At 40.2% G+C, this 26,418-nt stretch carries 24 protein-coding genes; 3 read left to right on the top strand and 21 right to left on the bottom strand.

Translation table 11 applies throughout. From position 1 onward, the window contains the following. Positions 1-278, top strand: a 278-nt coding sequence (tnpA, locus tag T356_RS18130; RefSeq protein ID WP_051563514.1) for an IS200/IS605 family transposase, incomplete at its 5' end; no start/stop codon positions are given. A gap of 130 nt (positions 279-408) precedes the next feature. Here tnpA and T356_RS0102785 read toward each other — a convergent pair. The 5 genes from T356_RS0102785 to T356_RS0102765 all read right to left on the bottom strand — a co-directional run bounded on the left by T356_RS0102785 (position 409) and on the right by T356_RS0102765 (position 5,107). Further along, complete coding sequence (locus tag T356_RS0102785) at positions 409-864, bottom strand: DUF3592 domain-containing protein (RefSeq protein ID WP_026513188.1); 456 nt, start codon at positions 862-864, stop codon at positions 409-411. A 117-nt stretch (positions 865-981) separates the two neighbouring features. After that, positions 982-2,097: a 5-methyltetrahydropteroyltriglutamate--homocysteine S-methyltransferase gene (locus T356_RS0102780; RefSeq protein ID WP_026513187.1), complete on the bottom strand. Its 1,116-nt coding sequence runs from the start codon at positions 2,095-2,097 to the stop codon at positions 982-984. A gap of 153 nt (positions 2,098-2,250) precedes the next feature. Then, positions 2,251-2,907, bottom strand: coding sequence for a hypothetical protein (locus tag T356_RS0102775; protein ID WP_026513186.1), 657 nt, complete (start codon positions 2,905-2,907; stop codon positions 2,251-2,253). A gap of 65 nt (positions 2,908-2,972) precedes the next feature. Further along, positions 2,973-3,392, bottom strand: coding sequence for a DUF523 domain-containing protein (locus tag T356_RS0102770; RefSeq protein WP_026513185.1), 420 nt, complete (start codon positions 3,390-3,392; stop codon positions 2,973-2,975). A 431-nt stretch (positions 3,393-3,823) separates the two neighbouring features. Then, on the bottom strand, positions 3,824-5,107 hold the full coding sequence (locus T356_RS0102765) for a hypothetical protein (RefSeq protein WP_026513184.1): 1,284 nt from the start codon (positions 5,105-5,107) through the stop codon (positions 3,824-3,826). Positions 5,108-5,328: 221 nt separating this feature from the next. Here T356_RS0102765 and T356_RS21010 point away from each other — a divergent pair, with 221 nt between their 5' ends. Next, positions 5,329-5,499 (top strand): hypothetical protein, encoded by a 171-nt coding sequence (locus tag T356_RS21010; protein WP_155838954.1) that lies wholly within the window; start codon positions 5,329-5,331, stop codon positions 5,497-5,499. A gap of 384 nt (positions 5,500-5,883) precedes the next feature. Here the strand turns inward: T356_RS21010 and T356_RS0102755 are convergent, their stop codons facing one another. The 9 genes from T356_RS0102755 to T356_RS0102715 all read right to left on the bottom strand — a co-directional run bounded on the left by T356_RS0102755 (position 5,884) and on the right by T356_RS0102715 (position 17,778). Further along, on the bottom strand, positions 5,884-7,068 hold the full coding sequence (locus T356_RS0102755) for a pectin acetylesterase-family hydrolase (RefSeq protein ID WP_026513183.1): 1,185 nt from the start codon (positions 7,066-7,068) through the stop codon (positions 5,884-5,886). Positions 7,069-7,249: 181 nt separating this feature from the next. Further along, complete coding sequence (locus T356_RS0102750; RefSeq protein ID WP_026513182.1) at positions 7,250-7,921, bottom strand: DUF6320 domain-containing protein; 672 nt, start codon at positions 7,919-7,921, stop codon at positions 7,250-7,252. A gap of 6 nt (positions 7,922-7,927) precedes the next feature. Further along, complete coding sequence (locus T356_RS0102745; RefSeq protein ID WP_026513181.1) at positions 7,928-9,196, bottom strand: hypothetical protein; 1,269 nt, start codon at positions 9,194-9,196, stop codon at positions 7,928-7,930. 28 nt (positions 9,197-9,224) lie between these two features. Further along, positions 9,225-11,831 (bottom strand): right-handed parallel beta-helix repeat-containing protein, encoded by a 2,607-nt coding sequence (locus tag T356_RS18125; protein ID WP_081777722.1) that lies wholly within the window; start codon positions 11,829-11,831, stop codon positions 9,225-9,227. Between the two features lie 207 nt (positions 11,832-12,038). Beyond that, complete coding sequence (locus T356_RS0102735; RefSeq protein WP_026513180.1) at positions 12,039-13,190, bottom strand: GGDEF domain-containing protein; 1,152 nt, start codon at positions 13,188-13,190, stop codon at positions 12,039-12,041. Between the two features lie 143 nt (positions 13,191-13,333). Further along, positions 13,334-13,609, bottom strand: coding sequence for a hypothetical protein (locus tag T356_RS0102730; RefSeq protein WP_026513179.1), 276 nt, complete (start codon positions 13,607-13,609; stop codon positions 13,334-13,336). A gap of 42 nt (positions 13,610-13,651) precedes the next feature. Further along, positions 13,652-15,289: an EAL domain-containing protein gene (locus tag T356_RS0102725; protein ID WP_242846543.1), complete on the bottom strand. Its 1,638-nt coding sequence runs from the start codon at positions 15,287-15,289 to the stop codon at positions 13,652-13,654. A 118-nt stretch (positions 15,290-15,407) separates the two neighbouring features. Beyond that, entirely contained in the window at positions 15,408-16,823 is a 1,416-nt protein-coding gene (locus T356_RS20080; protein WP_026513177.1) for a glycoside hydrolase family 5 protein, read from the bottom strand. A 73-nt stretch (positions 16,824-16,896) separates the two neighbouring features. After that, a complete protein-coding gene (locus T356_RS0102715) occupies positions 16,897-17,778 on the bottom strand; it encodes a PilZ domain-containing protein (RefSeq protein ID WP_026513176.1) in 882 nt (293 codons plus the stop codon). Positions 17,779-17,883: 105 nt separating this feature from the next. Between T356_RS0102715 and T356_RS0102710 the strand changes: the two genes are divergently transcribed. Next, positions 17,884-18,585, top strand: a complete 702-nt coding sequence (locus T356_RS0102710) for a YggS family pyridoxal phosphate-dependent enzyme (protein ID WP_026513175.1) — start codon at positions 17,884-17,886, stop codon at positions 18,583-18,585. Positions 18,586-19,120: 535 nt separating this feature from the next. Here the strand turns inward: T356_RS0102710 and T356_RS0102705 are convergent. The 7 genes from T356_RS0102705 to T356_RS20075 all read right to left on the bottom strand — a co-directional run bounded on the left by T356_RS0102705 (position 19,121) and on the right by T356_RS20075 (position 26,412). Continuing rightward, entirely contained in the window at positions 19,121-19,909 is a 789-nt protein-coding gene (locus tag T356_RS0102705) for a hypothetical protein (protein ID WP_026513174.1), read from the bottom strand. 41 nt (positions 19,910-19,950) lie between these two features. Continuing rightward, positions 19,951-20,181 (bottom strand): hypothetical protein, encoded by a 231-nt coding sequence (locus tag T356_RS0102700; RefSeq protein WP_026513173.1) that lies wholly within the window; start codon positions 20,179-20,181, stop codon positions 19,951-19,953. A gap of 516 nt (positions 20,182-20,697) precedes the next feature. Continuing rightward, positions 20,698-22,128 carry a transcription termination factor Rho gene (rho, locus tag T356_RS0102695; protein WP_026513172.1) on the bottom strand — a complete coding sequence of 477 codons (1,431 nt, stop codon included), beginning with the start codon at positions 22,126-22,128 and terminating at the stop codon, positions 20,698-20,700. A gap of 395 nt (positions 22,129-22,523) precedes the next feature. Then, positions 22,524-23,417: a protease modulator HflC gene (gene hflC / locus T356_RS0102690; protein WP_026513171.1), complete on the bottom strand. Its 894-nt coding sequence runs from the start codon at positions 23,415-23,417 to the stop codon at positions 22,524-22,526. After that, positions 23,404-24,357, bottom strand: coding sequence for an FtsH protease activity modulator HflK (gene hflK / locus T356_RS18115; RefSeq protein ID WP_197020868.1), 954 nt, complete (start codon positions 24,355-24,357; stop codon positions 23,404-23,406). The genes hflC and hflK overlap by 14 nt, the downstream gene beginning before the upstream one ends. 24 nt (positions 24,358-24,381) lie before the next feature. Beyond that, the gene (locus tag T356_RS0102680) at positions 24,382-25,731 is read right to left on the bottom strand and encodes an NCS2 family permease (RefSeq protein ID WP_330370874.1); all 1,350 of its coding nucleotides are present in this window, start codon (positions 25,729-25,731) and stop codon (positions 24,382-24,384) included. 48 nt (positions 25,732-25,779) lie between these two features. Then, positions 25,780-26,412 (bottom strand): CPBP family intramembrane glutamic endopeptidase, encoded by a 633-nt coding sequence (locus T356_RS20075; RefSeq protein WP_051563100.1) that lies wholly within the window; start codon positions 26,410-26,412, stop codon positions 25,780-25,782. Positions 26,413-26,418: the final 6 nt, after the last annotated feature.

Here is a 26,418-nt window from a genome sequence, read left to right as displayed (position 1 = left end):
ATCACATGCATCTGCTGATCTCCATGCCACCTGATGTTGCACCTGTAAAACTCATCAACTCGTTAAAATCACAGCTGTCCAAAGAAGTGAGAAATACATATAGAACACACGTTGAGAAATACCTATGGGGAGATTCACCCTTCTGGAGTGCAAGTTACTTCTGTGCCACTACCGGAAGTGTTTCTCTTGATACTGTCAAGAAATACATTGAAGATCAACGAACAGAGGAACACAAACGCAAATACATTAAGACGGGGAAATACAAAAAGAAAAGCTAGTGCGATTCATCCCACAACCGACTTCATCGGAAGGGGTTTTCTCGCACGATATTTATAATATCAGTTTTCGCATTTCTTTTTGCTCTCGTAATTGATTATTAATATGCTTTAAACTCTTACTCTTCAAAAATCACAGATAATGAATGATCACTATAAAGACACCAATGAAATATGTAACAATCACTAAAAAAGAAATAACTTCAATTATTTTCTTCCTCTTAATGTCTTTACTTGATAATTTTCTCTGAATAACCAGTTTAGGATCTTTTGGGTTAATATATATCACAAAAGTTGATCCGATCAGTTCTTTAATCGAATCGGGATCAATTTTCTTATTTGGAAATGATTCTCCACGAAAAGAATCTACAGATGTAGCTTTATATCGTTTTGATTCATATTCAAACTCAAAAATCGGAAAGTAAGTATAACTTACTCCATACTTTCCATTGGTAGATTTCGTCTTATAGTCAACTAATGTTGCTTTGATTTCTTTGGTGCATACTTTATCTAATCTTAATATCCCAAGTTCCAAGAAAAAAAAGAAAAATGCACCCACAATAATAAACATCATTAAACATTCTTCCATATCAGATACTTCCTAAAAAATAAACCTCCATCTCAATGATTACATTATCACCATTATGAGACAGAGGTTTTTATGTGTAAAGTTGTATTTATGAGATTAACTTACGATAACGCAGTTTCAGCCCCATACTTCCTGAGCTATTTCTTTTACCAGCTTAAGCTTTGCCCACTGCTCTTCTTCCGTGAGCTTGTTGCCAATTTCGCATGAAGCAAAGCCGCACTGCGGACTAAGGCAAAGCCTCTCGAGAGGAACATATTTGGCAGCTTCATGGATTCTTTCAATTACTTTCTGCTTATCTTCAAGAACGGGAGACTTAGTGGTTATAAGTCCCAGCACAACCTTCTTATCTGCTGAAACTTTTGATAACGGAGCAAATCCGCCCGATCTCTCATCATCATACTCAAGGAAAAGCGCATTCACATTTTCTTTTGCAAACACATAATCAGCAACGCTATCATAAGGGCCACTGGTAAAATATGTGGAATGATAATTGCCCCTGCAAATATGCGAAGTAATAACCATATCCTCAGGCTTTCCCGTAAGCGACAGATTATTAACTTCAAGGAGCTGTGCTTTTACTTCCTCGAGGTCTATTCCAAGTGCTTTATATCTCTGCTTTGCAGCATCGCCCACAATCGCGCCCCAAGTGCAATCATCGAACTGAAGATTTCTGCATCCAGCATTATAGAACTGCTTTATGACATCTCTGTAAGCCTCTGCGATATCCTTTATCAGTTCCTCATTTGTAGGATAAAACTTCCTTGTAGTCTCATAATTGGCCGGAACGATAAACTGCTGGAAAGTCTGCGCCGGAGCCGGAATTGTGTACTTTGCAACAGTATTCTCATCCTCGAACTGCTTAAGGAATTTGAAATATTCAACAAAAGGATGAGCCTTCGCCTTTATTTTTCCCACCAGATATGTATCATCAAGAACTGCAAGTTCATTATTAAACTGAACTCCATTGCCTGTTGCTTTATGCTCTACACCTTCGAATCCCCACATAAAATCAAGGTGCCAGAAAGATCTTCTGAACTCTCCATCAGTTATAACATGGAACCCGAGCTCTTTCTGCTTAGCAACAACCTTTGTGATCTCATCATTTACAATCTTATCAAATTCTTCTTTGCCGATTTTTCCCTCTTGATAAGCTGACTTGGCATCCTTAAGTGCCTGCGGTCTTAAAAAACTCCCAACAAAATCATATCGAAATGGTGTCTGCAAATTTCCCATTTTCATAATCCTCCTTGGCCAAAACTATAGTGCAGCGTATCAGTGCACTAGCGCTGTTGCATTGGATTATATACCTACTGATCTTATAGGTATAATATAAAATAGTTTTGGTTATCCATAGATTTTATCTATGATATGCATTGAGGTTATTTTTTAATCTATAATTTCTGTCAGGTCTATTCCCCATCTTTCGCAATCTTTTTTGAACGTCTCATAAGCATAGCGGGCATATTCAAGATGCCTGTCTTTGGTAATCTCTATAGCGCAGTCCAGCTTTCCGTAAACCTCTTCCGCCTCGCGAATGGCCTTCTCAGGTGTCCTTCCTGCAAGGAAAGTATCCGTGCCTATAACATGTATATTTTTACCGGCAAAACGAATCTTATCACCCTTTATATGACCGGTATCCATTGTTATAACATATACATCCTTATATAACAGCATAAGCATAAGATCAATATACATCCTTATATCAACAGGGCTGATTGGTTCATGAAGATAGATGAGTGCTCTTTTCGAACGCTTAAAAATCCTCAATTTTCCATCCACTCTGTCTACGTACTTGCCTATCATCCATTTAATAAGCATCTCGGCAGCTATATAGTGATATATCTTCCCCATGGAAATAGTGGCCGCCAGCGCATAGTTTTTAGAGTTCCATATTTTATCAAAAGTATCTGCACACTCATTTCCTAAGCATTTAACGTCTAGCGTAGACTTATCATAAATAACCACGCCCTTCTCTGTGTGGACAGTCCCTGTCTTATAGTTGTATATCCTTATATCTGCAGCAGAATCCATTTCTGATAACATATTTTTTTCCTCTTTCTTAGTGTACTGTACAACATCCCTGTATTGCCTTATTTCTAACTTACATATTATCTTATATCTGCAACATCAATTGCCTTTATATTATTCTTCTTAAGAAGTTCAGCAAACACGCCTTGTCCGGGAATTATTTTCCCTGTAAAAGAGCCGTCATATATTGTATTTACTCCGCATGACGGGCTTCTTGACTGCAATATCACAAGCTCAACCTGATTCTTGATTACAATATCCAATGCAAGTTCAGCGCCTTTGCGAAATTGCGCATCAACCGATGTGCCGTCTTTATTCTTAACTATACCGCAGTCAATCTCCGCAGGCTCTCGTGGCGTAGATAATCCGCCAAGAACTTCCGGACAAATCGGTATAACCTCGTGTCCCTCAATGTAATTCTTCACTTTCTCACTATAATTATTTCCACCGTTGTATTTGCAATTATCTCCCAGCAAGCATGCGCTCACAGCTATTTTCATTTTTTGTCTTCTCCTACGTGACTCAAATTCAATTCCAAACTTCATACCCGTAAAATCCATCTATCATTTGCTTAGTGCTACGGGTATGAATCAATTTCTGGAATTCTATGCCCGTAAAATCAATCCCATATGCACTTGTTTCTACGTGCACAAATCGTTTCACCGAGATTCTATGCCCGTAAAGTCGTTCACACATTGCACTTATTTCTACGTGGACAAATTGATTTCTGGAATTCTATGCCCGTAACGCCACTCCTACGTTAACGTTCCATCAATGCTTTTTCCTACGCTTCATCACCTGATTTCTCCATCTTCACGATCCAAGATTTTCTTCTCAGCTTTGCCTAAGCCATACGAAAATCATCGCCTTAGGCAAGTTTCTCGTATTTCCATGTTTTCCTCAGTACTTGTCGCGATATTGCTCTTATCGCTTACTCATTCCTGCCGCTTTGCTCTTTCCCTTCAACAGCTTCATAAGCGGTATAGTAGGTCTCTATCCTGTCGAACTTGTAGTAAGCGTCGCCGGTTATGGTTCCGATGCTCTTTGGTTCTACGTAGACGTTACTGTTGCTGCCGGGGATGAGCCAGATGCAGTCTACAAGCTCGTCTCCGTCAAAAAAGAGAACGAAAGCATCCACTTTTACATTCTTGTCGCAGGTATTCTCCGCCGCAAGAAATACCGAATTGCCTTCTATCTTGGAATAGACGGCAACATCGTCAAGTCTGTCCTTCTCATATGGAGTGCGCTTTGTTACAGAAAACTCGTACATTGCAGGTTTCTTGCCTTTTAATTCTTTCTTATCAAACCTTCCTTCAAAAACAAACTTGGCGTCGCTTTGAACAACTTCAACAGTCTTCTCTGAAACTGCAAGTTGAGTACCTGCCTCGTCTCTTGCAATGAACATGCACTCATATCTGCACAACTTCCCTGATTTATTCTGAAGCACCAGTACAGGATTGCTGTTATGATCATCCTCGCGGAAATACTGCGCGATAAGAAGCGTTCCGACAGGAAGTCCGCCGTAAAACTCCATATCATCATCAGATGCCCCAACCTCAGAGCTTGCAGGCTTATGCTTGTAATTATCAACTACATCTTCTATCTTCTCAAATATATCAAGCGAATATTTACTGTCTAGACCACTTTTTTTATCTGTCTTATTTCCGTCCATCGTATTCGCTATGTCTGTATCATTTTTATCCGTCCTATTTATGCCATTTCTGCCTTCATCGTCTATATCAATTTTCTCTGCTCCTTTTATAGCATTTTTCACAGCTCCGTTTTTGCCATTCACCTCTGCTCCGTTCATGCTGCCATTATCTGCTCTAACTTCCCCATTTATACCATTCTCATCTATATCTTCCTGTCCCGCTCCCTTAACTTCCTCCAATTCCTGCACCTGTGCCTCATTCTTCACCATCCACTCCATATTAAGCCCCAGATTCGTGTAATTGTCATAAATTATCTGCGGCAGAAATGAAAGCCCGGCTCTCTTCTCATATGGAAAAGAGAAGCCAAAGCTGTTTATATACATAATAACCGGAAGCAAGACTCCAACCGAAGAGATGGCAAGTGCCCTTGTCGAATTAATCGATTTCTTTTGAAGAAACCATTTTAAGCTGAGCACAAAACCTGCAATTGACGGTATTATCCCCACTGCCGCAAAAGACGTAAGTAGTCCGACAAGCGCCAAAATAATAGCTGCAATCTTCATATAATCTGAGCTCCTATAATTTCCAATTTTTTATAAATGTCAATACTTGTATCTGTTTTTTTTTGAGCTACAATATGTTGTAGGATATGATATATTATATCAAAATTATCTGATTGTATATTATATTCAGTGTGCTATATCGCTAAATTTCGATTAAAGTCACAAGCAATTGGTCTGATTGCCGGCGAAAAAGCGCACTGTCTATGGAGGAGGGTATGATTATGAATAACGCCGCAACTTTGGAGGCTTCTGATTCTCATGTCATTCGCAGCATTCTTCGCTCGATGGTAAACGAACATTGGTCTGTTGCCGAAGCATTGGATGAATATGACATCCCAGGGGATCTTCGTGACTCCTATGAGGCACAGATTGCGGAATATTTTGTAGACTGATTTACTGACCCAAATTTTAAGGCATTAAAAGAGTATGAAAAGGCTCTGATATCAATATCCAACAAAATTAAAGGTCTCTATGATAAAACCAAACTTATCATAGAGACCTTTTTTATTTGATAGGAAATTACTATCAAATAAAAAACGCTCCGCAGGGATGCGCAGCTCGCGGTAAGGAATATATTGCTTACGCAATCCGCTCGCGCGCTAGCATTTCGCGAGCGAAATGCTCTTTTTGTTTGATAGCTTTCAAATAAAAAATGCTCCGCTATGGATGCGACCGATGCGCAGAAGTATTATGCAAGCTAAAGCTTGCACGCATCGGCGCGCAAAGAGTTGCAAAGCAACTCTTTGTTCCGGGCCACATTAATACACTTCCAGCATTTACTTCAGCAGCTCCATTCCGACATCATAGACCTTCCCGTCCACTGCATCCGCAAGCCACTGCGCCATAGTCACTCCATCCTGCGTAAAACTTGCAAACTGCATATCTCTTACGCTTGTATGAACCGTTCCGCCCTGAGTGATAAGCGGAAGCTTCCAGTTGTTTATAAAGATTCCAAAAGACGGATTAAGCTCTTTTAATTCATGAACCATCTCTATCAGCTGTCTTCTGTACTCTTCCTGCACCTGCTGATCCGTCTTGTACTGCTTGTTTATTATGTCGTTGTAATAAGCGCTCAGAAGGAAATCCCTGTCGGAACTTGAATAAAGATATCTGAATCTGTTGCCATATTTCGCATATAACGCCCTGTACCAGTCAAGCGTTATATTGTCCGTATTGATGCTCTGCCAGATTTCTTCCTTTGTCTTCCAGATATTTTTCGCAGTCTTTCTCCACTTGTTGTAAAGAAGCTGTCCACTGTCGGAAAAAAGAGTTACATCTTTTACATCGGGATAATAATCATCCACAATCTCGCCGGCGAGAGCCGGAATTGCAAACGCGCCGGCAGAATTTCCCGCTATAAGGATATCTTCCGGTGCCGGAAAAAGTCTTTTTGCAACTTTCATGCTCTCAAGGAAATTGATATATCCGTGGAAATGAAGGATCTCATCCTTACCGTCTTCCGAAACATAAGGATATTCGTTGTTTCCTACATGGAAATCTCCTGTCGCATAGGTCACAACAACAAAGCTCCAGTCTCTGAAAGGGTTCTTTTCAAGTGAGACATCGGTTATTCCGATATTTATATTTTTAAGCTGGGTAACAGGTCTTAGATTGTTCCAATAATAATTTGGAAGACCTGCAGCAAGCTTTCCCATTGTGGAAGGTCTTGCCGCAGTATATTCATTCCAGGCAACTCCTCCGCCTGAAAAGAAAATGCAGAGTTTCTTTGGATCACCTATTTTCGCATAGATGTAATACTCGGATCCGTCTCCCGAGATTCCTTTTTCCAATGAAACTCTGTACCATTTAAGTTTTTCGGGATTTTCGGGAAGTTCCTCGGCAAGATGATTGTGATTAACAATTGCTTTTTCAAGCTTGTTCTCTACAAAATCTCCAAATTTTGTGGCAAAGACCACACCGTGCCTTATGTTCTTTTTTGTGTTCCTGCCTAACACTCCCATACGCTCCCCATATCACTAATCCGTGATATACGAATTGCTCCGCGACTATCGTCACTCTCGCAATTCTACATCCATTCGGAATCCGCACTACGTGCTACTTCCTCATGTCTGTTCGGTTAATAAAGTCAGAAGGCTTAACATGCAAGCATGTACACCTTCTGCACTTTCTTAACCTATATCACTACATGTTAAACATCTTCTCCGAAGCCTTCTTCAGATCTCGGAATCTAAAGATCAATACACCTGCCAGGAGGATCATGTAAAGCATGATGCTGATCCCTGTAGGCCAGAAGTTCTTTGTGATTCCTTTTGTAACACATATGATCTGTAAAACTGCCATAACAAGATCAAAGAGAAGATAAAAAATATACTCATCAAATCTAAGTTTAATGAAAATAGCAATGATAAATGTCAATACGCCAAGCGCCATAAGCGTAAGCGGTACGACCCAATCTATGCTCCAACCGTAAAAACCGGTATTGTAATCGATATAAATATCTGCAATGATCGCAACGATAGCTTCCCATGTGATGAGCTTCAGAATATTGTTTCTGAAATAAACCGTCGCAAGAACCGCTATCCATGCGCCAAGAAGTCCAAGGCAAATCGGACCTACAAATGGGAGCGAATCTCCCATCATAATACTAAGTGTGATCAAAATTATCTCAAGCACAGCACAAACGAAGGTTGTCATCTTCATTATCGTGATGTGACTCATCTTTTTCTTTTTAAGAGTGGGAAAAGATGCAGTTAAGCTCTCACCGCCTTCGGTCTCTTTTAAAGTTCCCTGGCACATGGGACAACATGTCTTTTTCCCTCTTATCTTTATCTTACATTTTGGACAATACTGCATAATAAATCACTGCTCCTCATCGTAGTCATTGGTTCCAAGTTCTACTTCCATTCCCATTTCAGTAAGTAACCTGAAGAAATTAAGCATTACCTTGTGTGTCTTAAAAGGTGATACCTCTCCGAATACCATTTTATCCATATATGAGCAGACCGTGATCTGTTGCGACTGTGCAGTCATGAATGCGCTGAATCTGTCTATATAATCCTTGACCGCATCAGGCATCTTGATCTGACCGAGGTTCGACATAGAACTTGTGATACCTCGCTTCGCGTTTTTATCAAAAAATCCGATTCCGATATTCTTGATTGGAAGCGGAATAACCTTTATTCCAATGTTGTGCTCCAAAGCGGAGTAGGAATTCATGGTTTTTTCAATGCTTTCCGGCGAGAGTTTTTCTTTAAAACTCTTATCAACAAAATTGATTATTGTTTCAAGCTCACCGTCGTACTCAGCAGGATTGTAATCGATGCTTATAACACCGAAAAAGTTTCTTGCTGTTCCGCTCTTAAAAAAGTTTCTGAGATTAACGGGAACGCTGACAACTATGTGTTTTCTCTTCTGAATTCTGTTCATTCCCATCAGAACAGCCTTGATGTAAACTGCAACACACATAACTCCTACCGTCGTATTGTGGGCTTTTGCCGCCTCATAGAATTTCGATGAGGAGACTGTTCCCTCGACAAGATGCGGAAGGAGGTCATCATCAATCTCTCCGCTAAGCTGATATGCCTTCACGGATGACATCTCTTTTAATTGTTTGAGACCTTTTTGCTTGCTGTAAAAATCTCCGAAGGCATCCACATTTTTTTCTTCAAGCGAAAACTCATCTACAGGCTTGATATCAGCATCTATTCCGTGCCTAACCTGAATATATCTTATGATGAGTGTCCTAAAGAACATAAATGCCCCTGTTCCATCCGCAAGTACATGGAACATCTCGAGGTTAATTCTCTTTTTGAAATAATTTACCCTGTATAAAAGGTTCTTTCTTCCCGGATAATAAAGAGGCATGCAGGCCGGAGTCTTCTCCTCCTCCACAACAGCCTTAAGATCGCTGTCTTCAAGATAGTACCAGAAAAGCCCTCTGTGAAGCACACAATTGAAAAAAGGAAATTCCTCAATCGTCTCATCAAGCACCCTCTGAAGTATTTCTCCGTCAATATTCTCTTTTAATTCACAAGTTATTCTAAATACTCTTGTATTGGCTCCACGCGCGGTAGACGGAACAATTTTCGCCGCGTTGTCGAGCTTATACCAGTTGCTGCTTTTATTCATCTAAACTATTTTCCCCAATTTAAGTTAATTACAGGTGTTCTATACGCTCAGTAACTACCTCCATAGTCCCCTTACTTATTCTGTAAAGCACATCTTCAAGAGAAATGAATTTTTTCCCCCGAATAAACTTAAGGTTTTTGGGCGTAAATCGCATGCTGATTCCTTTGTCATCAAGCCCGATATTCACCTTATTCTGAATTGTTGCGCAAGTATCTGCCGCATCATGAGCAAGACTCTTATTAAGTATGCACAGAAGCGTGCCCGCAGTTCTTACAAGTCCTTCAGCATTTGCATCTTCACTCATATCAAGAGACTGCAATGCGCCAATGGACCATTTCTTGATATTATGATAAATTCCGTACTCACAGTCAAGTTCTACAAGTTTATCCGCCAAACTATCATAGAGCCAGACCTCATTTCCCTTAACAAACATATCGCTCACTTTAAAGAGCTCTTCTTCAAACGGGAAGCTTATTACAGCATTCATCCCACCTGTTATCACAATATTTGCATTTATCTGTGTGACATCAGCCGCAAGATTATTATTATCAAGTTCTGCTTTCCACTTATCCTCAATTCGTATCTTTTCTTCATGGCCTATCTTGGAATCCGCATCGTCGGGAGTCTGAACCGTGAATCTGTCCGTTCCGCACTCCTCAAACGGTCCCGAAACAGGGAATCTTCCCCTCTTTCTTCCAAAATAGTCTCTGTCAAATAATATACTGCTTCCGTCAGGATTTTCAAAGCGCTGCTCAGGTTCAAACGCAAGCCCCAGCACCTCTGAGTTAACAGGCATAGCAAGCCCTCTTGGAAGAAATTCATACAGATTGGTATGAATTGTATATCTTCCGTCGCCCTCATCGATGTACAGACTTACCTTATGATCCTTGTCAACATGAGCTCCCGGCTCGTGATCACAAGACCTCGCCCCATTAAAGTACGCATTTCCTCCGAAATATACCGGAAGATGATCGTAATAAGGGTCAGTCGAGCCGAACTGCCTGATAACATTTTTGCCAAAGCGTGAGAAATACTCGGACGCCAACGGATAATCATTGTAAGGGACGGTTCCGCAGATAAAATTATTCTTATCCATTGTATCAGAATTTTGCGAAACACAATAATCCACCAGATCTCTTCTGACTTCTTTTTGGATAAAAATGTTATTGTAGAATCTGGCATCTCCGTGAAGGATCGTCATAAAGCCCGCGATCTTGGTAGAATGCGGAACATGATAAGGCGTAAATCTAGGCGAAGGGAACTTCTTGCTCATGTCTCCGCAGCCCTCTCCGACATAGGTAAAAGAGCCTGCAATAAGATTATGAACAAATGCTATTCCCTGTGTCGATATCCTCGCTGCAATATCAGACAAAAAGAGATTGTGATCGAGCAAAGTCGGACCGTGAGAAACCTCGATAAATACATCCTCTCCCAGAGAAAGCCCGTTGTCTATCACTGTTCCCTTAGGCGGAACATTGTCATGCAGGAAATTCTGCGACACTCTTGTTCCCTGAGCTTCCCAATCAAGCCAGATTCCTCTTGTACAATGATCGATATGATTTCTTCTGATACATGTATCAATCGCTGCGTGAAGCTTGATACCGGCAATCTCCGCACCTGCCAGGTTATGTCTTATATTGATATGATGGATATGATTGTCCTCAATAATGCTGAAAGCGCCGCCCATATGGCCGACTATTCCCGTCTGCCCGCAGTCGTGGATATCGCAGCGCCTTACGATATGAGAACCGACCGTTTCCTTGTCCCAGCCTTCGTTTACCGCCTGACAAACGGTCTCTCTCTGAGTCTGGGAACCAAGCTTAAGATTATGAGTCGACCACTTGTTGTTGCTTCCTTTCTGGAAATACTTTCCAAGGCTTATTCCGGAGCACTTGGACTCCGAAATCTCACAATCCTCGATTATCCAGCCTTTAGCCCAGTTAGGTCCCACCATTCCCTCCTGAAAAGCAGTCGGAGGAGCCCACTGAGTAGCTGCACGTGTAATACAAAAGCCTCTTAAGGTTATATAATTTATCCCGTTTTCCTCAGGGAAAAAACAAGCCTTTCTCACTGAAATCTCAACGTTTTCATAATTGGGATCCTTCCCCTGAAAGTTTGCATAGATCACGGTCGTGTTATCTTCCTGCGCCGTAAACCATACATAATCTGAGTACTCGGGTTCCCAGGACCTGTTATCTTTCTGCGGATGCATACAAAAAGAAAGGTCAAACACCTCAAGCATAGACCTTTTGTTTAAATATATCTCTCCTGTGTGTGATGGATTCTTGGGATTTTCGATAAACCAATCCCCATGAACTTGCGTTGTGAACGGATTATAATCTCCGAAATAGCTGTTAGGTATTCTGACACGCCAAACGTTCTCGAAAGCCTCCCAGCCTTTTATCTCTTCGGAACCTGTGATAATGGCTCCGCCATGTTCTGTACTTATATATGTTATTCGCTTATCTTCCGTACCTGAATTGCGAGGTTTAACCCACTCTCTGTATACTCCGGGGGCAACCACGACACTATCTCCAGGTCTGGCTTTTGCAGCAGCCTCTGAAATAGTCATGAATGGATGATCCAGCGATCCATCTCCACTTCTGGACACATTACCGGCAACATAAATCTTCATACTCCCTCCAATCCTGAATTGATATTCAGATGTACATGTCATTTCGGTTGTATCCCAAAAAAAGATACACTATAATTATAACATGATTAATCCAAAGGAGTATGCCATGGCACGAATGAAATTTATTTATGCGATCGCTATTTTGGCGGGATTTGTCCTCGCCGGTCTTGCAATCAACTTTATTTCCTCATTATTTTAAATCTTTTCTCAGATATTATTCAGTTTTCTCTGCTTGTACAGATCTGAATCTGCCCTTGCAATGAACGACTGAATCGATATCGGAGCCTCATAGTCATACTGAGCAATTCCGACACTTACAGAAAGATCGTAGGCACATCCCGTAAGTTCAGGAATCTTCTTTACATTACTTTTTATCTGGTCGGCAAGCCAGCTCGCTTCCGCCCTGTAAGCCATCTCGGCAACAACGACAAACTCATCCCCGCCGTATCTGGATATAAAATATCTGCTTCTGGGCGCCTGACAGGCATCCTTAACAGCATTCGCAACTCTGATAAGTATCTTATCGCCTTCGCTGTATCCGTATGTATCATTTATGGCCTTAAACTTGTCTATGTCAATGATCAGCATAAAAAGAGAAAGTCCCGGATTCTGATTTCTCATCTTCTGCACCAGATATTTGTACATCTGATTCTTGTTATTGATCTGTGTCAAAGGATCGATAGAAACAAGATTATCCATATAAGTAATATATACATACATTACCGCAGCAAGACTTCCGTAACATACAAACGGAACTCTCCAATACATAGCCTGCAATATTCCCAGCAAAATAGGCGCAATCGGGAATATACCTATCATAAAATAGATATATCTGTCCGCATATCTGTCCTTACTGAAAGCACGTGACAATGCTTTTATCGAAGAAGCAAGCAGATATCCAAAAGGTACGATTACGAGTATAAGATATAATTTGCCTCCCGTAAGCTTGCCGTTATCATCGAGATAATATACAAGCCCCGTTCTGTATGCAGTAATACATAAAAGAGCGGATATCCATACCGGAATACTGATAAATACCCTCGTAAGATCGCTCTCTATATACTTTTCCTTTTGCATAACTTCAGACAAAATATACCAAATATATGCAGCAACGCTTATTAAAAGATACGTGAAAACATTAGATAAATACAAAAGAGTTTTGGATGAACCCAAACACCCGCCATCCACCAATGCCCAGAATATTTCTGCAAAGCAATATGCTATAAGAACCAGTATCAGATTGCCGAGATAAATTTGTGAAAGTTGCTTATTTACTCCTTTTCTGATTTTAAACAAAAGAAATGCCATCAGAAAAATACAAGCAAGATGCGCTTCAATGTAATAAAAGACGTATGTCAAGACCAGACCTCCATTCAACCCGTGCATAGAACTAATTTTATCATGAATTTGCTGAAAATGCCCACAGAAATATACTTTTTTATACAATATTTATAAATATTTATGAATAAAAAAGACAGAAGCCTGTGATTTGAGACTTCTGTCTATCTTCCACTATTTGCAATGGCTTTCAGCGCATCGAATTCGGATTCGTACACTCCCCCCATATTTTCAAGATCATCCCAGGAATACCACGCTCCGCTAAGTTGTATTCCTTTTATCGATATGTCTGTAACTATAACCATAAACGGTTTCTGATTGACCACTATGTACGCAGTTCTGTTAAGTGCAAATGGCGTAACATAGATATGACCGGTATCAGTGAGATGATTCAATTGATCCAATGATAAACTCTTGGATAAAGGTACTGTTCTCAACATAAGCTTCCGCCCATCTCTGTCAAAAAACTTACAACAGCAACATCACGTAGTTATCAGCTTGATAAACTCATCAATCTCAACCGGCTTGGAATACAGATATCCCTGGAAGGATGTGGCTCCGTAGTTCTTCATTATCTCCTTCATGCTCACAGTCTCTATTCCCTCGATCGTCGAGCTTATATTCATATTCTTTGCACATGCAAGGATAGCATCCACAACATATTGCTTCTCTTTTATATTCTCTATATCCATTACAAAAGATCTGTCTATCTTGATCGCATCGATAGGCAAAGTTATAAGAAGCTCAAGTGCAGAGAATCCCGTTCCGAAATCATCAAGTGCAACTCTTATTCCTTTAGATTTAAGGAATATCATCTCATTTCTCAAAAATGATTCATCAAGAAGCTTACATCTCTCCGTAAGCTCAAGGCACAGATTCTGCGGAGGATAACCGACATCCTCAATTATCCGCACCAGATCTTTCCTAAAATCCTGTCTCTCAAGCTGCATATAAGAAAGATTGATATTGAGAAGAAAATCAGGCTTAAGCGGCAATACTTTCTCTTTTACCATAGTCATGGATGTTCTCATGATCCAGTTACTGAGATCGTAGAAAAGTGGATCGTTCTCAAGCCATGCCACAAACTCTCCGGGCGGTATGTTTCCGTAAGGCTCCATATTCCATCTGACAAGAGTTTCCGCTCCCACAAGCTTTTCGGTATTTGCATTGACAATCGGCTGAAAACAAAGATAAAAACCTCTGCAATCATCATTTATGCAGTTTCTGAGTGTATTTATGACAACTATCCTGTCGTGATTATTTACATAATTATCATTGCCGAATTTAACGAGCTCACCGTGCTTGTCATGTATTGATTCATCAAGCCCCAGAAGCACTCCCGTCAAAATCGTATGTACATCGACTTCAAAGTTCTTGACCTCTGACAGACTTCCGCCGATATTGATGGCAACTCTGCTGCCGTCTATATCGATTGAATTTCTGGCATATTCAGAAAGCTCTTTGTATACTTCTGCCATCTTTTCTTCCGTGTAGACAGCAGAAACTATGGCAAATTTTGTCCCACCCGCGTGGAAAACAAAGGCGCCATCAAGATAATCAAGAAGTTTCTCCGCAAAGTTCTTTAATACTTTGTTTCCGACTTCATATCCGTATATATTGTTGATCTCATGGAAATTACACAGTCCTACCATGAGCATCATATATTTTTCTTTTCTCTCCTGAAACTCCTTAAGATCGTTGAGGAGCTTATAGCGTGTATAAAGATTTGTAATGGGATCGTACTCGGTTGCAATTCCGTGATTATCTATTGTTCCGGCAAAATAAACAGGATGACCGTCATCATCCTCTATAAGAAATCCCTTACATGAGCAGACTACGTATTCCCCTGTTCTGTCGAGTGCTCTGTAACTCATATCATGAATCTTGGTATTACCGGCAATAAGATCCTGCAACGATTTCTGGAATCTGAATCTGTCTGCGGGGTTTATGATTGAAGCCCAAACCTCGCCGGCATTATCAACATACTCGCCGGGAAGGTCGAATCTATCGACGCAACTCTTTGAAAATCTACAGACATCTTTCTCAACATCAAATAAAAACACATATCTGCTCTCCGAAGAGTTTGCAAACGCTTCAAAAACTTTACTTAAAAGTCCCATCTTATCCAATATATCACCCTCTCAGAAAAGCATAATCGTATAAAGATATTATACTATCAGCGGATATATGTGTAAATTCGTTTATATTTATTTAATATTTCCAAAATTATTATATGAATTAAAATGAGCTGTCATTCTTCATATATTCATGCATATAATTCCAATACTCATCATCTCTGTCAAAATCAGAGTATTTTTCAAGCTTCCATACTATATAGCTTATATTGTATTTCTCAACGATCGGCATCCACTCCTTGATCGTTTCCATGTCATAATAGTCTTCCTGATTGGCATCCGTTCCCGCAACTTCCGTCATAAATACAGGCAGCTTGGCTTCCATTGCCCTGTCTATCATCTCAATATCTTCTTGGAATTCATTATTGTGCCCTGTATATTCATGAAAAACATACATTATATTGTCATACTCAAGCGGATCGTTTATAGGCGCATCCAAATCTGACGAAAAATCAGGCGTACCGACAAGTATAAGCGAATCGGGATCGTTATTCCTGATAAGCGGTATTATCGTTGCACAGTACTCCTTGACCTCTTCCCAGGTTGCTCCTTTGTTGGGTTCATTGCAGATCTCATAGATTATATTCGTATAATCCTTATATGTCGAAGAAACATATTCAAAAAACTGTTTCGCATACTCAATTTCAGCCATGGGAGTCTTTTCTTCAAGAACAACCCATTCCACTATCGCATACATTCCGGCTTCTTTGGACGCCATCATTGCCTTATCAAGTGTAGCGGTAATTCTGGCTCTGTCATCATCAGAACCTGATGCGTAACCTTTCTCCGGTGTTCCCCATGAGGAAGTATCAACATTAACAGGGAGCCTTAATACATTTGCACCCCATTCGTCTCTCATTCGTGCAAATACGCTCTTACGGGCAAGCTGCGGTTCGACACTCAGATAAAAGTTTGCGAGCCCCTTTAACTGGATGGGACTCCCCGCTTCATTTACAAGTTTGCCGTCAGAAACCCTAAGAACACCGTTCTCTTCAGTAAAAAGAGTATCCGGTCCTTCCGGCTCGCTTATAAGATTTCCCGTGATCTCAGCCGTCTCAACTATGATATTGTGTCCATATATATATACAATACCTTCTTCAACAATCTTCTTTCTTTGCTCGTCAGATATGTCAAAAGAGATACTGTCATCTTTTTTTGATACCTTTGTATTCTTACCAAACGTCTTATCTTCCCAATTGAACCTAAGTCCGATCTCATGAGTTGAATCATCCGTATAATTATTCGTCTTAAAATGAACCGTAATATTTACATCACCATCAAATCGCTCGAAATCTTCCGCAGTAATTCCGGCGTCGCCAAGATTATCCCAGCGAAGCTGCGCTTTTCCAAGATCAACGGTCACCTTTCCGGCTTCCTCATCAACCTTACTGGCTCCTGTCAAATTTTCCTGAGCGGCTACGCTCTGTTCTGCAGTTTTCTGTTCGCCATTTTTTCCTCCACATGCAATTACAAGAATTGATGTGACAAGAATAAGCGCCAATACTCTTCTCTTTTTCAAAGTAATCTCCCTCTAATAACTAAGGAGCAGCCATTATGAAAAACAACTGCTCCATCTTTCCTTTTAATCAAATTCAAATGTCTCTAAGATCAAGAAGACTCTCGATCTCGCGTCTTTTTTCAGCAATTTTCTTTTCTTTATTGCGACGGCGAACCGTCATCTCATCATCTTTTCCTGCATCAATATCCTTTAATTCAAGCGGTTCCCCTGACCTAATTGTAATTGTTGCAGGTCTCTCCGGAACAATATCCATCGCTACGTCTTCTTCGACTTCAACAATCTGTTGTTCCTCGGAAATGTCGGGATTAAGATTGGTCTCGGAAGCTTCATCAAGCTTTGCAAGTTGCTCATTCTTCTTGGAACTGAGAAGACCGATGAGATCAATATTAAGGCTTGATATGCTGCATCCTAAAGCATTCTTTTTGCCAAGTTTAAAGTTCCTGACAACCACTGTGCTTAGTTCATAATTATGGAGTGATGACCCATATCTGAACATTACGTCAATCTTATCTCCCGGGATGCACTGTGTATCGTCATCCACAACTAGTGATACTCCTCTCATAGAGATATCATGGACAAGGCAGTTTCTTAATTGCATATTATTCCCATTCACAGAAATGAGTCCAAGCTTTTCGATATTAAAACGCTCAGCTCTTCTGGAATTTTCAGGCTCAAGTTTGGATGAGCACCTGATCAAATGGAAATTCCCGTACCTTGTCTTTACAGGTGAAATTGCTGTAGACATGAACTTGTATACGCGTCCGTCACGTTTGTTCCTGATCTGAACATTGGATGGTTCCAAAAACTGAATATACTTACCGAAATACTCCATCGGCCTTACCAGAAGTCCAACATTCACACCAAAAATAGCCTCAGTCATAATAACAACCGAGTGTCCGCTAATGGCCGCATAAATCTTTACCTCTGACCCGTTTGCGATCTCGCTAACCTTCATATTCTTTTTTCCCCACTGAATAATGTTTCACCACCACATCCTATGATATACTATTAGGGAAAAAAAAGAAAGAAAAACGCATATAATGACCTGAAGGAGCGACAGATGATAAAAGAAAACCTTGAATTCGTAGAAGAAAACATAAAAAAAGCCTGCGAAAGAGCCGGAAGAAACCGCGAGGATGTAACTCTAATCGCAGTAAGTAAGACTAAACCCGTAAGCGATATCCGCGAAGCCATGGCCTGCGGTATCACAGTATTCGGAGAAAATAAAGTACAGGAAATAAGAGACAAGACAGCTGAGATAACAGAGTCTCTTTCATGGCACATGATAGGACATCTTCAGGCAAACAAGGTAAAATACCTTCCCGGCGTTGCCTGCATGATACATTCGGTAGATAACAGAAAGCTTGCCGACGAGATTGAGAAACAGGCAGCAAAGCATGACCTTGTAATGGACGTACTTGTAGAAGTAAACATGGCACACGAAGATACCAAGTTTGGTCTCTCTCCTGATGAAGCAATTGATTTTGTAAAAGAGATAAGCACTCTCCCGCACCTTAATATCCGCGGCTTCATGACAATAGCACCGTACACGGAAGATCCGGAATCAAACCGCGTATATTTCAAAGGACTTCGTGAGTTAAAAGACAAAGTAAACGAGCTTAACATACCAAACGTAAAGATGGACTGCCTCTCAATGGGCATGACGGGCGACTATGAAGTTGCGATTGAGGAAGGCGCAACCTTCGTAAGAGTCGGCACGGGAATCTTCGGAGAACGCGATTACAGCAAACACACGGTGTGAGATACTCACACCGTGTTATTTTATTTAATAAGAAATTAAAACTGCCCACACCCCGGATAGCTGCAAGTGCAGTCTTTTTGCTGCGACATCTCAAAACATTATATTGGCTGAAGGATTGGATAAACACATGCTGCGCTTCATAAACTCACATATGCACCAAAGATTTTTTATCTGTTTATGCAGATGATTTTTATATCCTTGTCTGTTTTTCTTAAGGTCAAAGATTACTTTCCTGCATGCGGAGAAAAATGTCTGAAGCAGGACGATGCACTATATGACCATGCTTTATAAAACTTATACTATCGTCCTGCAAGTTTTTTTCGAAGCATGCAAAAAAGGAAAGTAATCTGACCTTTAGAAAAACAAAAGGATATAAACTAATCTGCATAAACAGATATAAATCTTTGGTGCATATGCTCAGACAACTTCGCGTAGCATGTATCCAATCCCGCAGTCAATATAATTTCGATGAAATGCAGCAAAAGGACTGTACTTGCAGCTATTCGGGGTGCGGGAAGTCTTAGTAAGAAATTTATTAAAATAGATATTTTTCAATAAGCTTCTTGATCATCCTATCGCTTATTACAACTCCATTAGATTCAAAAGTCAGAATCAGCCTATCCCCAGGGAATATATCGTTTGATATATATGAATGTATCTTACGAATTGCTTTCTCAGCATAAATAGAATCATCCATTCTTCCATCGTGTTCCCAATATATTTCTTTTCCATCTCTCTTTCGAAGGAATGTGAAATCGGGATAGATTGTGCCGACCCCCTTCAATTCTAGCGGGCATTCATACTTATATTCAATTCCCCTTTCATAGAAGCTATCTGCAAGTATTTTTTCAGACTTTGAGCGGACGCGTTCTCCTTTCTTTGTATAAATCACAGGTACATTTTCAGCAAAACCTTTCCCGATATAAGGAATGTTCTTCCATTCACAAAGCTGCTGTTCCCATGGCATTTCAACAGCTTTTACCAGTTTCTTTCTTATGGGATGAAGTTGTTCGTAGATAATCTCAATCTCATTGTCGTTGTATTCTTCAGCAAGCTTCTCAAGCTGTTTTAATCTTCTATCTACAAGCCTCTTCACCCTGAGATCGTATGCTTTTTGAGCCAATCCCCCAATTATTTCCCTATCATCCTTTTTAATATATGTCCCATTTCTACCGCATGTACAATACATGTACTGAACAGATTTTTTGGAAGTAGTTATCCTAAGTCGACCATCAGGTGTTTCAACAAGGCGATTATCAACTACATTCTTTATAGACTCCAATCTTTCCTCCTCTTTTATCAATAACTCCTTTAAACCATGCATTATTTTTTCCTCCATTACTTGTCTTGAATTAATTTGCAGCTTTATTCCCTGCTTACTTTTTGATTATTTGAATTAGAGGCAGGGGTTTTCTTTTGTTTTTTCCTGCCCATTTTCCGATTATTTGAATTATGGGCAGGGATTTTCTTTTGTTTTTCCCTGCCTCTTTTTTGATTATTTGAATTATGGGCAGGGGTTTTCCTTTGTTTTTTCCTGCCTCTTTTTTGATTATCTGAATTAGAGGCAGGGGTTTTACTTTGTTTTTTCCTGCCCATTTTCCGATTATTTGAATTAGGGGCAGGGTTTTTGCTTTGTTTTTCCCTGCCTACTTTTCGATTTTCCGAATTAGAGGCAGGTTTTCGCCAATAAATACCCCTGCCTATTTTCCAAAAACAGAAATAAAGACAGGCACTTATAGCGCCGGCAAAAAAGTACCAAAACCTATTGATTTACGCTTATAGCTGACTAGGTAGGGCAATTTACCAGTCTACAAAAACATTCTCTTCATATATGAAATTGAATTGCAGTTGAAATCTACTGCAACTAGAGTATTCTTTTCATATTGATTTTGAATTGCAGCATGAAATTGGCTGCTGATAGAAAAAAGCCATGCGTGTTCACGCTTGCTTTATAAGAAATCATTGGGCTGACCGTCTTCGGTCAGCCCAAATTATATAGAATCAAACCAATAAATTACATTTCAATAGATTACTTCTCAATAAATTATTTCTCAGTAAATTACTTCTCAGCAAAATACTTCTCAGCAAATTACTTCTCGATAAATTACATCTTTAGAAGCGGATCTGCTTTTCTACCATTCTTACAAATTCTGTATTGTTCCTTGTCTTTGAGAAGAGATTGATGCACTGATCTACAGCGTCATCAGCCTTCATGCCGTTAAAGCCTTTTCTGAGGTTATTGATAGCTGTAAGTTCTTCTCTGTCAAGAAGCAAGTCTTCTCTTCTGGTACTTGACTTCGGAATGTTGATAGCAGGGAAAATTCTCTTTTCCTGAAGTTTTCTGTCAAGAACCATTTCCATATTACCTGTTCCCTTGAACTCCTCGTAGATAACATCATCCATCTTGGATCCTGTCTCTATAAGTGCGGTTGCAAGGATTGTAAGACTTCCGCCCTCTCTCATGTTTCTGGCTGCACCAAAGAATCTCTTGGGCATATGAAGAGCTGCGGGATCAAGACCACCTGAAAGTGTTCTTCCGGAAGGAGGAACAACGATGTTATAAGCTCTTGTAAGTCTTGTGATAGAATCAAGAAGGATAACAACGTCCTTACCGTGTTCAACAAGTCTCTTAGCTCTCTCCATGACCATCTCGGCAACTCTCTTATGATGCTCGGGAAGCTCATCAAATGTTGAGTAGATAACCTCTGCGTTAGGTCCCTCGATAGACTCCTTGATATCTGTTACTTCCTCAGGTCTCTCATCAATAAGAAGAATGATAAGATGAATCTCAGGGCTGTTCTTAAGAACAGACTTTGCTACTTCCTTAAGAAGTGTTGTCTTACCTGCCTTCGGAGGAGATACGATCATTCCTCTCTGTCCCTTACCGATAGGGCTGATAAGATCCATGATTCTCATCGCAACGCTTGCACCGGGCTGTTCAAGTCTGATTCTTGAATTAGGGAAAATAGGTGTCATGTTCTCAAAGTTCCATCTTCCCATAGCAACTTCGGGCTTATATCCGTTTACTGTATCAAGGCGAAGAAGTGCGGCAAACTTATCTGTCTCCTTCTTTGCTCTGCATGTTCCCGTAAGAATATCACCTGTCTTAAGATTAAACTTCCTGATAAGACTTGGTGCAACATATACATCATTTTCACCCGGAAGATAGTTCTCGCATCTTATGAATCCGTAACCATCCTGCATTATCTCAAGGATACCGTCAGCGGAATCACCGTCCAATACTTCATTTTCCGGATCTTCCTTAGCTGCAGGCTCCGTTTTCTTCTCTGTTTTTTCTTCTGAATTATCGCTCTTATGGCTAAAATCTTCTTTCTGCGATTTAACCACAATATTCTTTCTGCGAGGCTTTGAAACAGTCTCTGTAGTTTCTTCGGTTTCAGCTGTATTCTTCTCTTTTTCATCAAGTTCACACATAAGATCTATGATCTCCGACTTCTTCATGGCCGTTGCGCCCTTGATGCCCCTCTTCTTAGCAATATCCCTAAGATCGTTAAGTTTTAATGTTTCATATTTTTCTCTCAAATTATACTCCTATCCTCTGCGCACTCAATCGCAAGACAAAATACTATAATAGTTAAAATAATTAAGTGGGATAAACAAATGAATGCGTAACAACACGCGTTTGCTTACGGAATATTTCATTTTCACGACTATATTAGTACCATACACTATATTTTTTTTGAATGCAAGAAAAAAAATTATATTAAAAGTATAAAGTATTAACAAAGAGTCGCTCGCGACTCTTTGCGCGCCGATGCGCGCAAGCTTTAGCTTGCATAATTCATCTGCGCATCGGTCGCATCCATAGCGGAGCGTTTTTATATCATAGGAAAGCAATTTCCTATGATATAAAAAATGGAGGTTTTTCACCGGACATAGCCGATGAAAACCTCCTTAAAAATACGTTTTTTCAACTATCAATTAAAGTTTCCGTACAAAATTCTGGCAAGTTCTGAATTCTTATCAAGGATAAGTGTCTTATCGTCTCCGACAAGTGATTTCTTGAGAGCATCAAGTCCTCTTATATAGCTGTAAAACTCAGACTTTTCAGCGGTATCATACGCTTTTGAAAGAGTCTCCATATATGCGGATTCACCCTCTGCTTCAAGTACGGCCGCATCTTTTTCGGCATTAGCCTTTACAATGGTAACCTCCTTGTCTGTCTCGTTGTGGATTTTCTGAGCTTCGGCATCACCCTGCGCTGTGTAGGATGCTGCGATATTATTTCTCTCAGAGATCATTCTCTCGTAAACAGCCTGCTTGTTGTCATCAGGAAGATCCAAAGCCTTGATTTGTGCCTGTACAACTTCAATTCCGTATCCGGTCATATCTGCATTGGCTTCGTCTGAAATAAGCTTAGTGAGCTGTTCTCCTCTTGCTTCAATAACTTCATCCTGAGTCATGGAAGAAATGGCATTTTTGGTAGCATTATATACAGATGCCTCAATACGTTCCTCCGCTCTTGCATTTAATGCATTAAGAGTCTGAATATACTTAATCGGATCTACAACCTTCCAAATCACATAAGTATCGGCTATCATAGACTTTTTGTCCTTGGTGATAACATCAGACTTAGGGATATCGTACAGAACGATCTGCGCGCTTATTGACTGGGTATCATCAATAAAAGGAGTCTTAAAATATAGTCCGGGCTCTTTTGCAATACTGATTATCTTACCGAATCTTCTTACAGCAATATATTCTTTCTGGTGCACAACGTAAGTTGCCGAACCTACAAGAAAGGCAATTACCAAAATTACCGCAACTGCGGCCACACCGAAAATACCACTCTTTTTATTAGTTGTCTCCATCTTTTGCCCCTCCTTCATTACCGTTAAAACTTTCCAGAGGAAGCATTTTCTGTGTGTTTCCGTCTGTGATTATAACTTTAAGTTCGGGAAGGATATCTTCCATTGTTTCATAGAACAGTCTCTTCTTGGTTATATACGGCTGAAGCTTGTACTGCTCATACATCTCGTTGAATCTCGCAACCTGTCCCTCAGCTTCTGCAATTCTTGATTCCTTCTTAGCTACGGCATCCTGAACAATCTTATCGGCTGCAGCCTCTGCCTTGGGAAGTTCCTCGCTCTGGTATTTCTTTGCATTATTGATTGCAGTTTCTTTGCCCTGCTTTGCTGTTTCAACAGACTTAAATGCCTGAACGATCTCCTCTGTAGGCGGCTCTGCGTCCTGAACAGAAAGGTTTACAACCATAAGTCCTATGTCTTTTTCTGACAGCTCATTCTGAAGCTTTTCTTTTACTTCTGCCTGAATCTGTCCCTTTGCTGTTGTAATAACATCATCAACAGGATAATTTACAACCGTATTTCTGATACATGAAAGAGCCATATTCTTCATTACAACTTCGGGGCGCTCGCAGTTATAATATGCAGCTACGGGATCACTTACCTTGTATTCAAGATAGAAATCAATATCTACAAAGTTAAAATCAGAAGTGATCATAATTCCTTCATCATCAACAGTGATATTCTGTCCATCCTGTATCGTGTATCCGATACCGACACCATGTGTTGTCATATCGATATGATGAACACTTTGTATAAACGGAACCTTAAAATAAAGGCCGGCCGTATCAACTCTTACAACTTTACCGAACATTGTAAGGATTGCCTGCTCCTGTTCTTTTACAGAATAGAAGCTTCCCGTCACCACCATAAACACGATGATGGCAATCAAAGCCGGGATAATAAGTTTAGGATCAAATTTTCTCTTTTTCTTGGCCATCTTCATCTCCATCCTCATAAAAATATTAAATCACTGGAAATTAGTGATTAGTGCTATTATCCTGAGCACAAACAGGATAAATACAATCCACATAACGGGACTGATATCTTTTGTCTTCTTAGCGATAACCTTAAGGATTACCCATGCAAGTACTGCAAACATGATACCTGTAGCTATTGAATATGAAAGAGGCATCATTACAACCGCAAGATATGCACCTACTGAATCAGCAATGTCTCCGTCAAACTTAACCTTTGTAATACTCATAAGCATCAGCATTCCGACATAGATAAGTGCGGGAGCAGTTGCAAATGAAGGAATAGCAAGGAACAAAGGGCTTAATACAAGTGAAACAAGGAACATCACACCTGTTGTAAGAGCTGTAAGTCCTGTTCTTCCACCTGCGGCAACACCTGCGCTTGACTCAACAAAGCTTGTGACAGTAGATGTTCCAAGGCAAGCTCCTGCTGTTGTTCCGACAGCATCTGCAAGAAATACCTGGCCGACTCTTGGAAGATTGCCGTCTTTATCAAGAAGTCCCGCCTTATCGGCTACACCTACAACCGTTCCGACAGTATCAAAAAGATCCACATAAAGGAAGCTGAATGTAATAGCAAGGAACTGTATTAAGTGAGAAGCAGCCCAACCGAAATTAAGCTTAAATGCTGTCTCAGAAATTGCTCCGAGCTGAAGTCCCTGTGAAAAATCAGGGAAAAGATTTGCCGAAGTATACACTCCTGCTGACTGAAGGATCATACCGATCACCCATGTTCCGATGATTCCGATAAGCACTCCTCCTGTAACTTTGTAATGAACAAGTGCCGCAATGATGATAAGTCCCACAAGAGCAAGAACCATATCAAGGTCGCTAAAGCTTCCGAGTCCCACAACAGTAGCCTCATTTGCCACGATGATACGGGCATTCTGCATACCGATGAAGGCTATAAACAAACCGATTCCCGCAGAAATACCGAATTTAAGGTTCTGAGGAATACTATTTATAATCTGTTCACGGAATTTAAAGAAAGAAAGAACAATGAACAAAAGACCTTCCACAAATACAGCCGTAAGGGCAATTGTAAATGCGTTCTCTTCTGCAGCGAGTTCCGAAAGACATACGGTATATGCAAAATATGCATTAAGTCCGAGTCCTGCGGAAAGTCCGATAGGATAATTTGCCAAAAAAGCCATGATAAAAGTAGCAATCGCTGATGCAATCGCTGTTGCAACGAATACACCGTTTGCATTCATTACGGTACCCAGGATATTCGGGTTAACGGCAAGAATATATGCCATAGTAAGGAATGTCGTGACACCCGCTAAAATTTCCCTCTTCACCGTAGTGCCATGTGCTTTGAGCTTGAATAACTTCTCCAACATACTTTTTTCCTCTCCTTTGCATTTTAATGACTATCTATACAGATTGCCTCATCTTAGGTAGAGTCTGGCAACCTCGTATGCATAACCATATACATTGCTTATAAACTCAAAAATAATATGAGCCATTATGGAAACATATATATTTCGGGTAGCAATGTAAGCAATCGTGACAGGAAGCGCCATTACAACAAATGTCACTATTCCTATAAGTCCGTGTGCTCTTGTTACCGCACAAAGTATCAAGCTTGCGATTGTCAAAAGGACAACCTTTTTCTTACTGTCAAATCTTATGATCGCTTTTCTGTAGAAAAGCTCTTCTGCCACCGGTTTCATAATGATACAGACCAGTGCGTCAAAAAGTGTCGGGATAAGTTCATTCTGAAGAGGTATAGAAACTATGCTATCCAAATATTCACGATAAAACTTCATTCTTATTAAAGCTTCAAACTTTGATGCCAACAGCATTCCTGCAACCGTTAATATAACAGGAATCCAAAATGTCTTTAAATTGCTGAAATTACTACGCAATTTTCTAAAAGAGAACTGTTTGTATACGAAGTAGAAATAAATAAGCAGTCCGGTATAATATGCAAAAAATAGGCAAAAAGACTGCTTTTCCCAAATAATTGTAGCGATGATTAAAACCAGTTCCAAAATAAACGGTATATATAAGCGCTTCACTGTTAT

The organism is Butyrivibrio sp. LB2008, from assembly GCF_000621565.1.
Lineage (GTDB): Bacteria > Bacillota > Clostridia > Lachnospirales > Lachnospiraceae > Butyrivibrio.
Note: the sequence above shows the minus strand (reverse complement) of the source record. Positions and strands in the feature narration are given on the sequence as shown.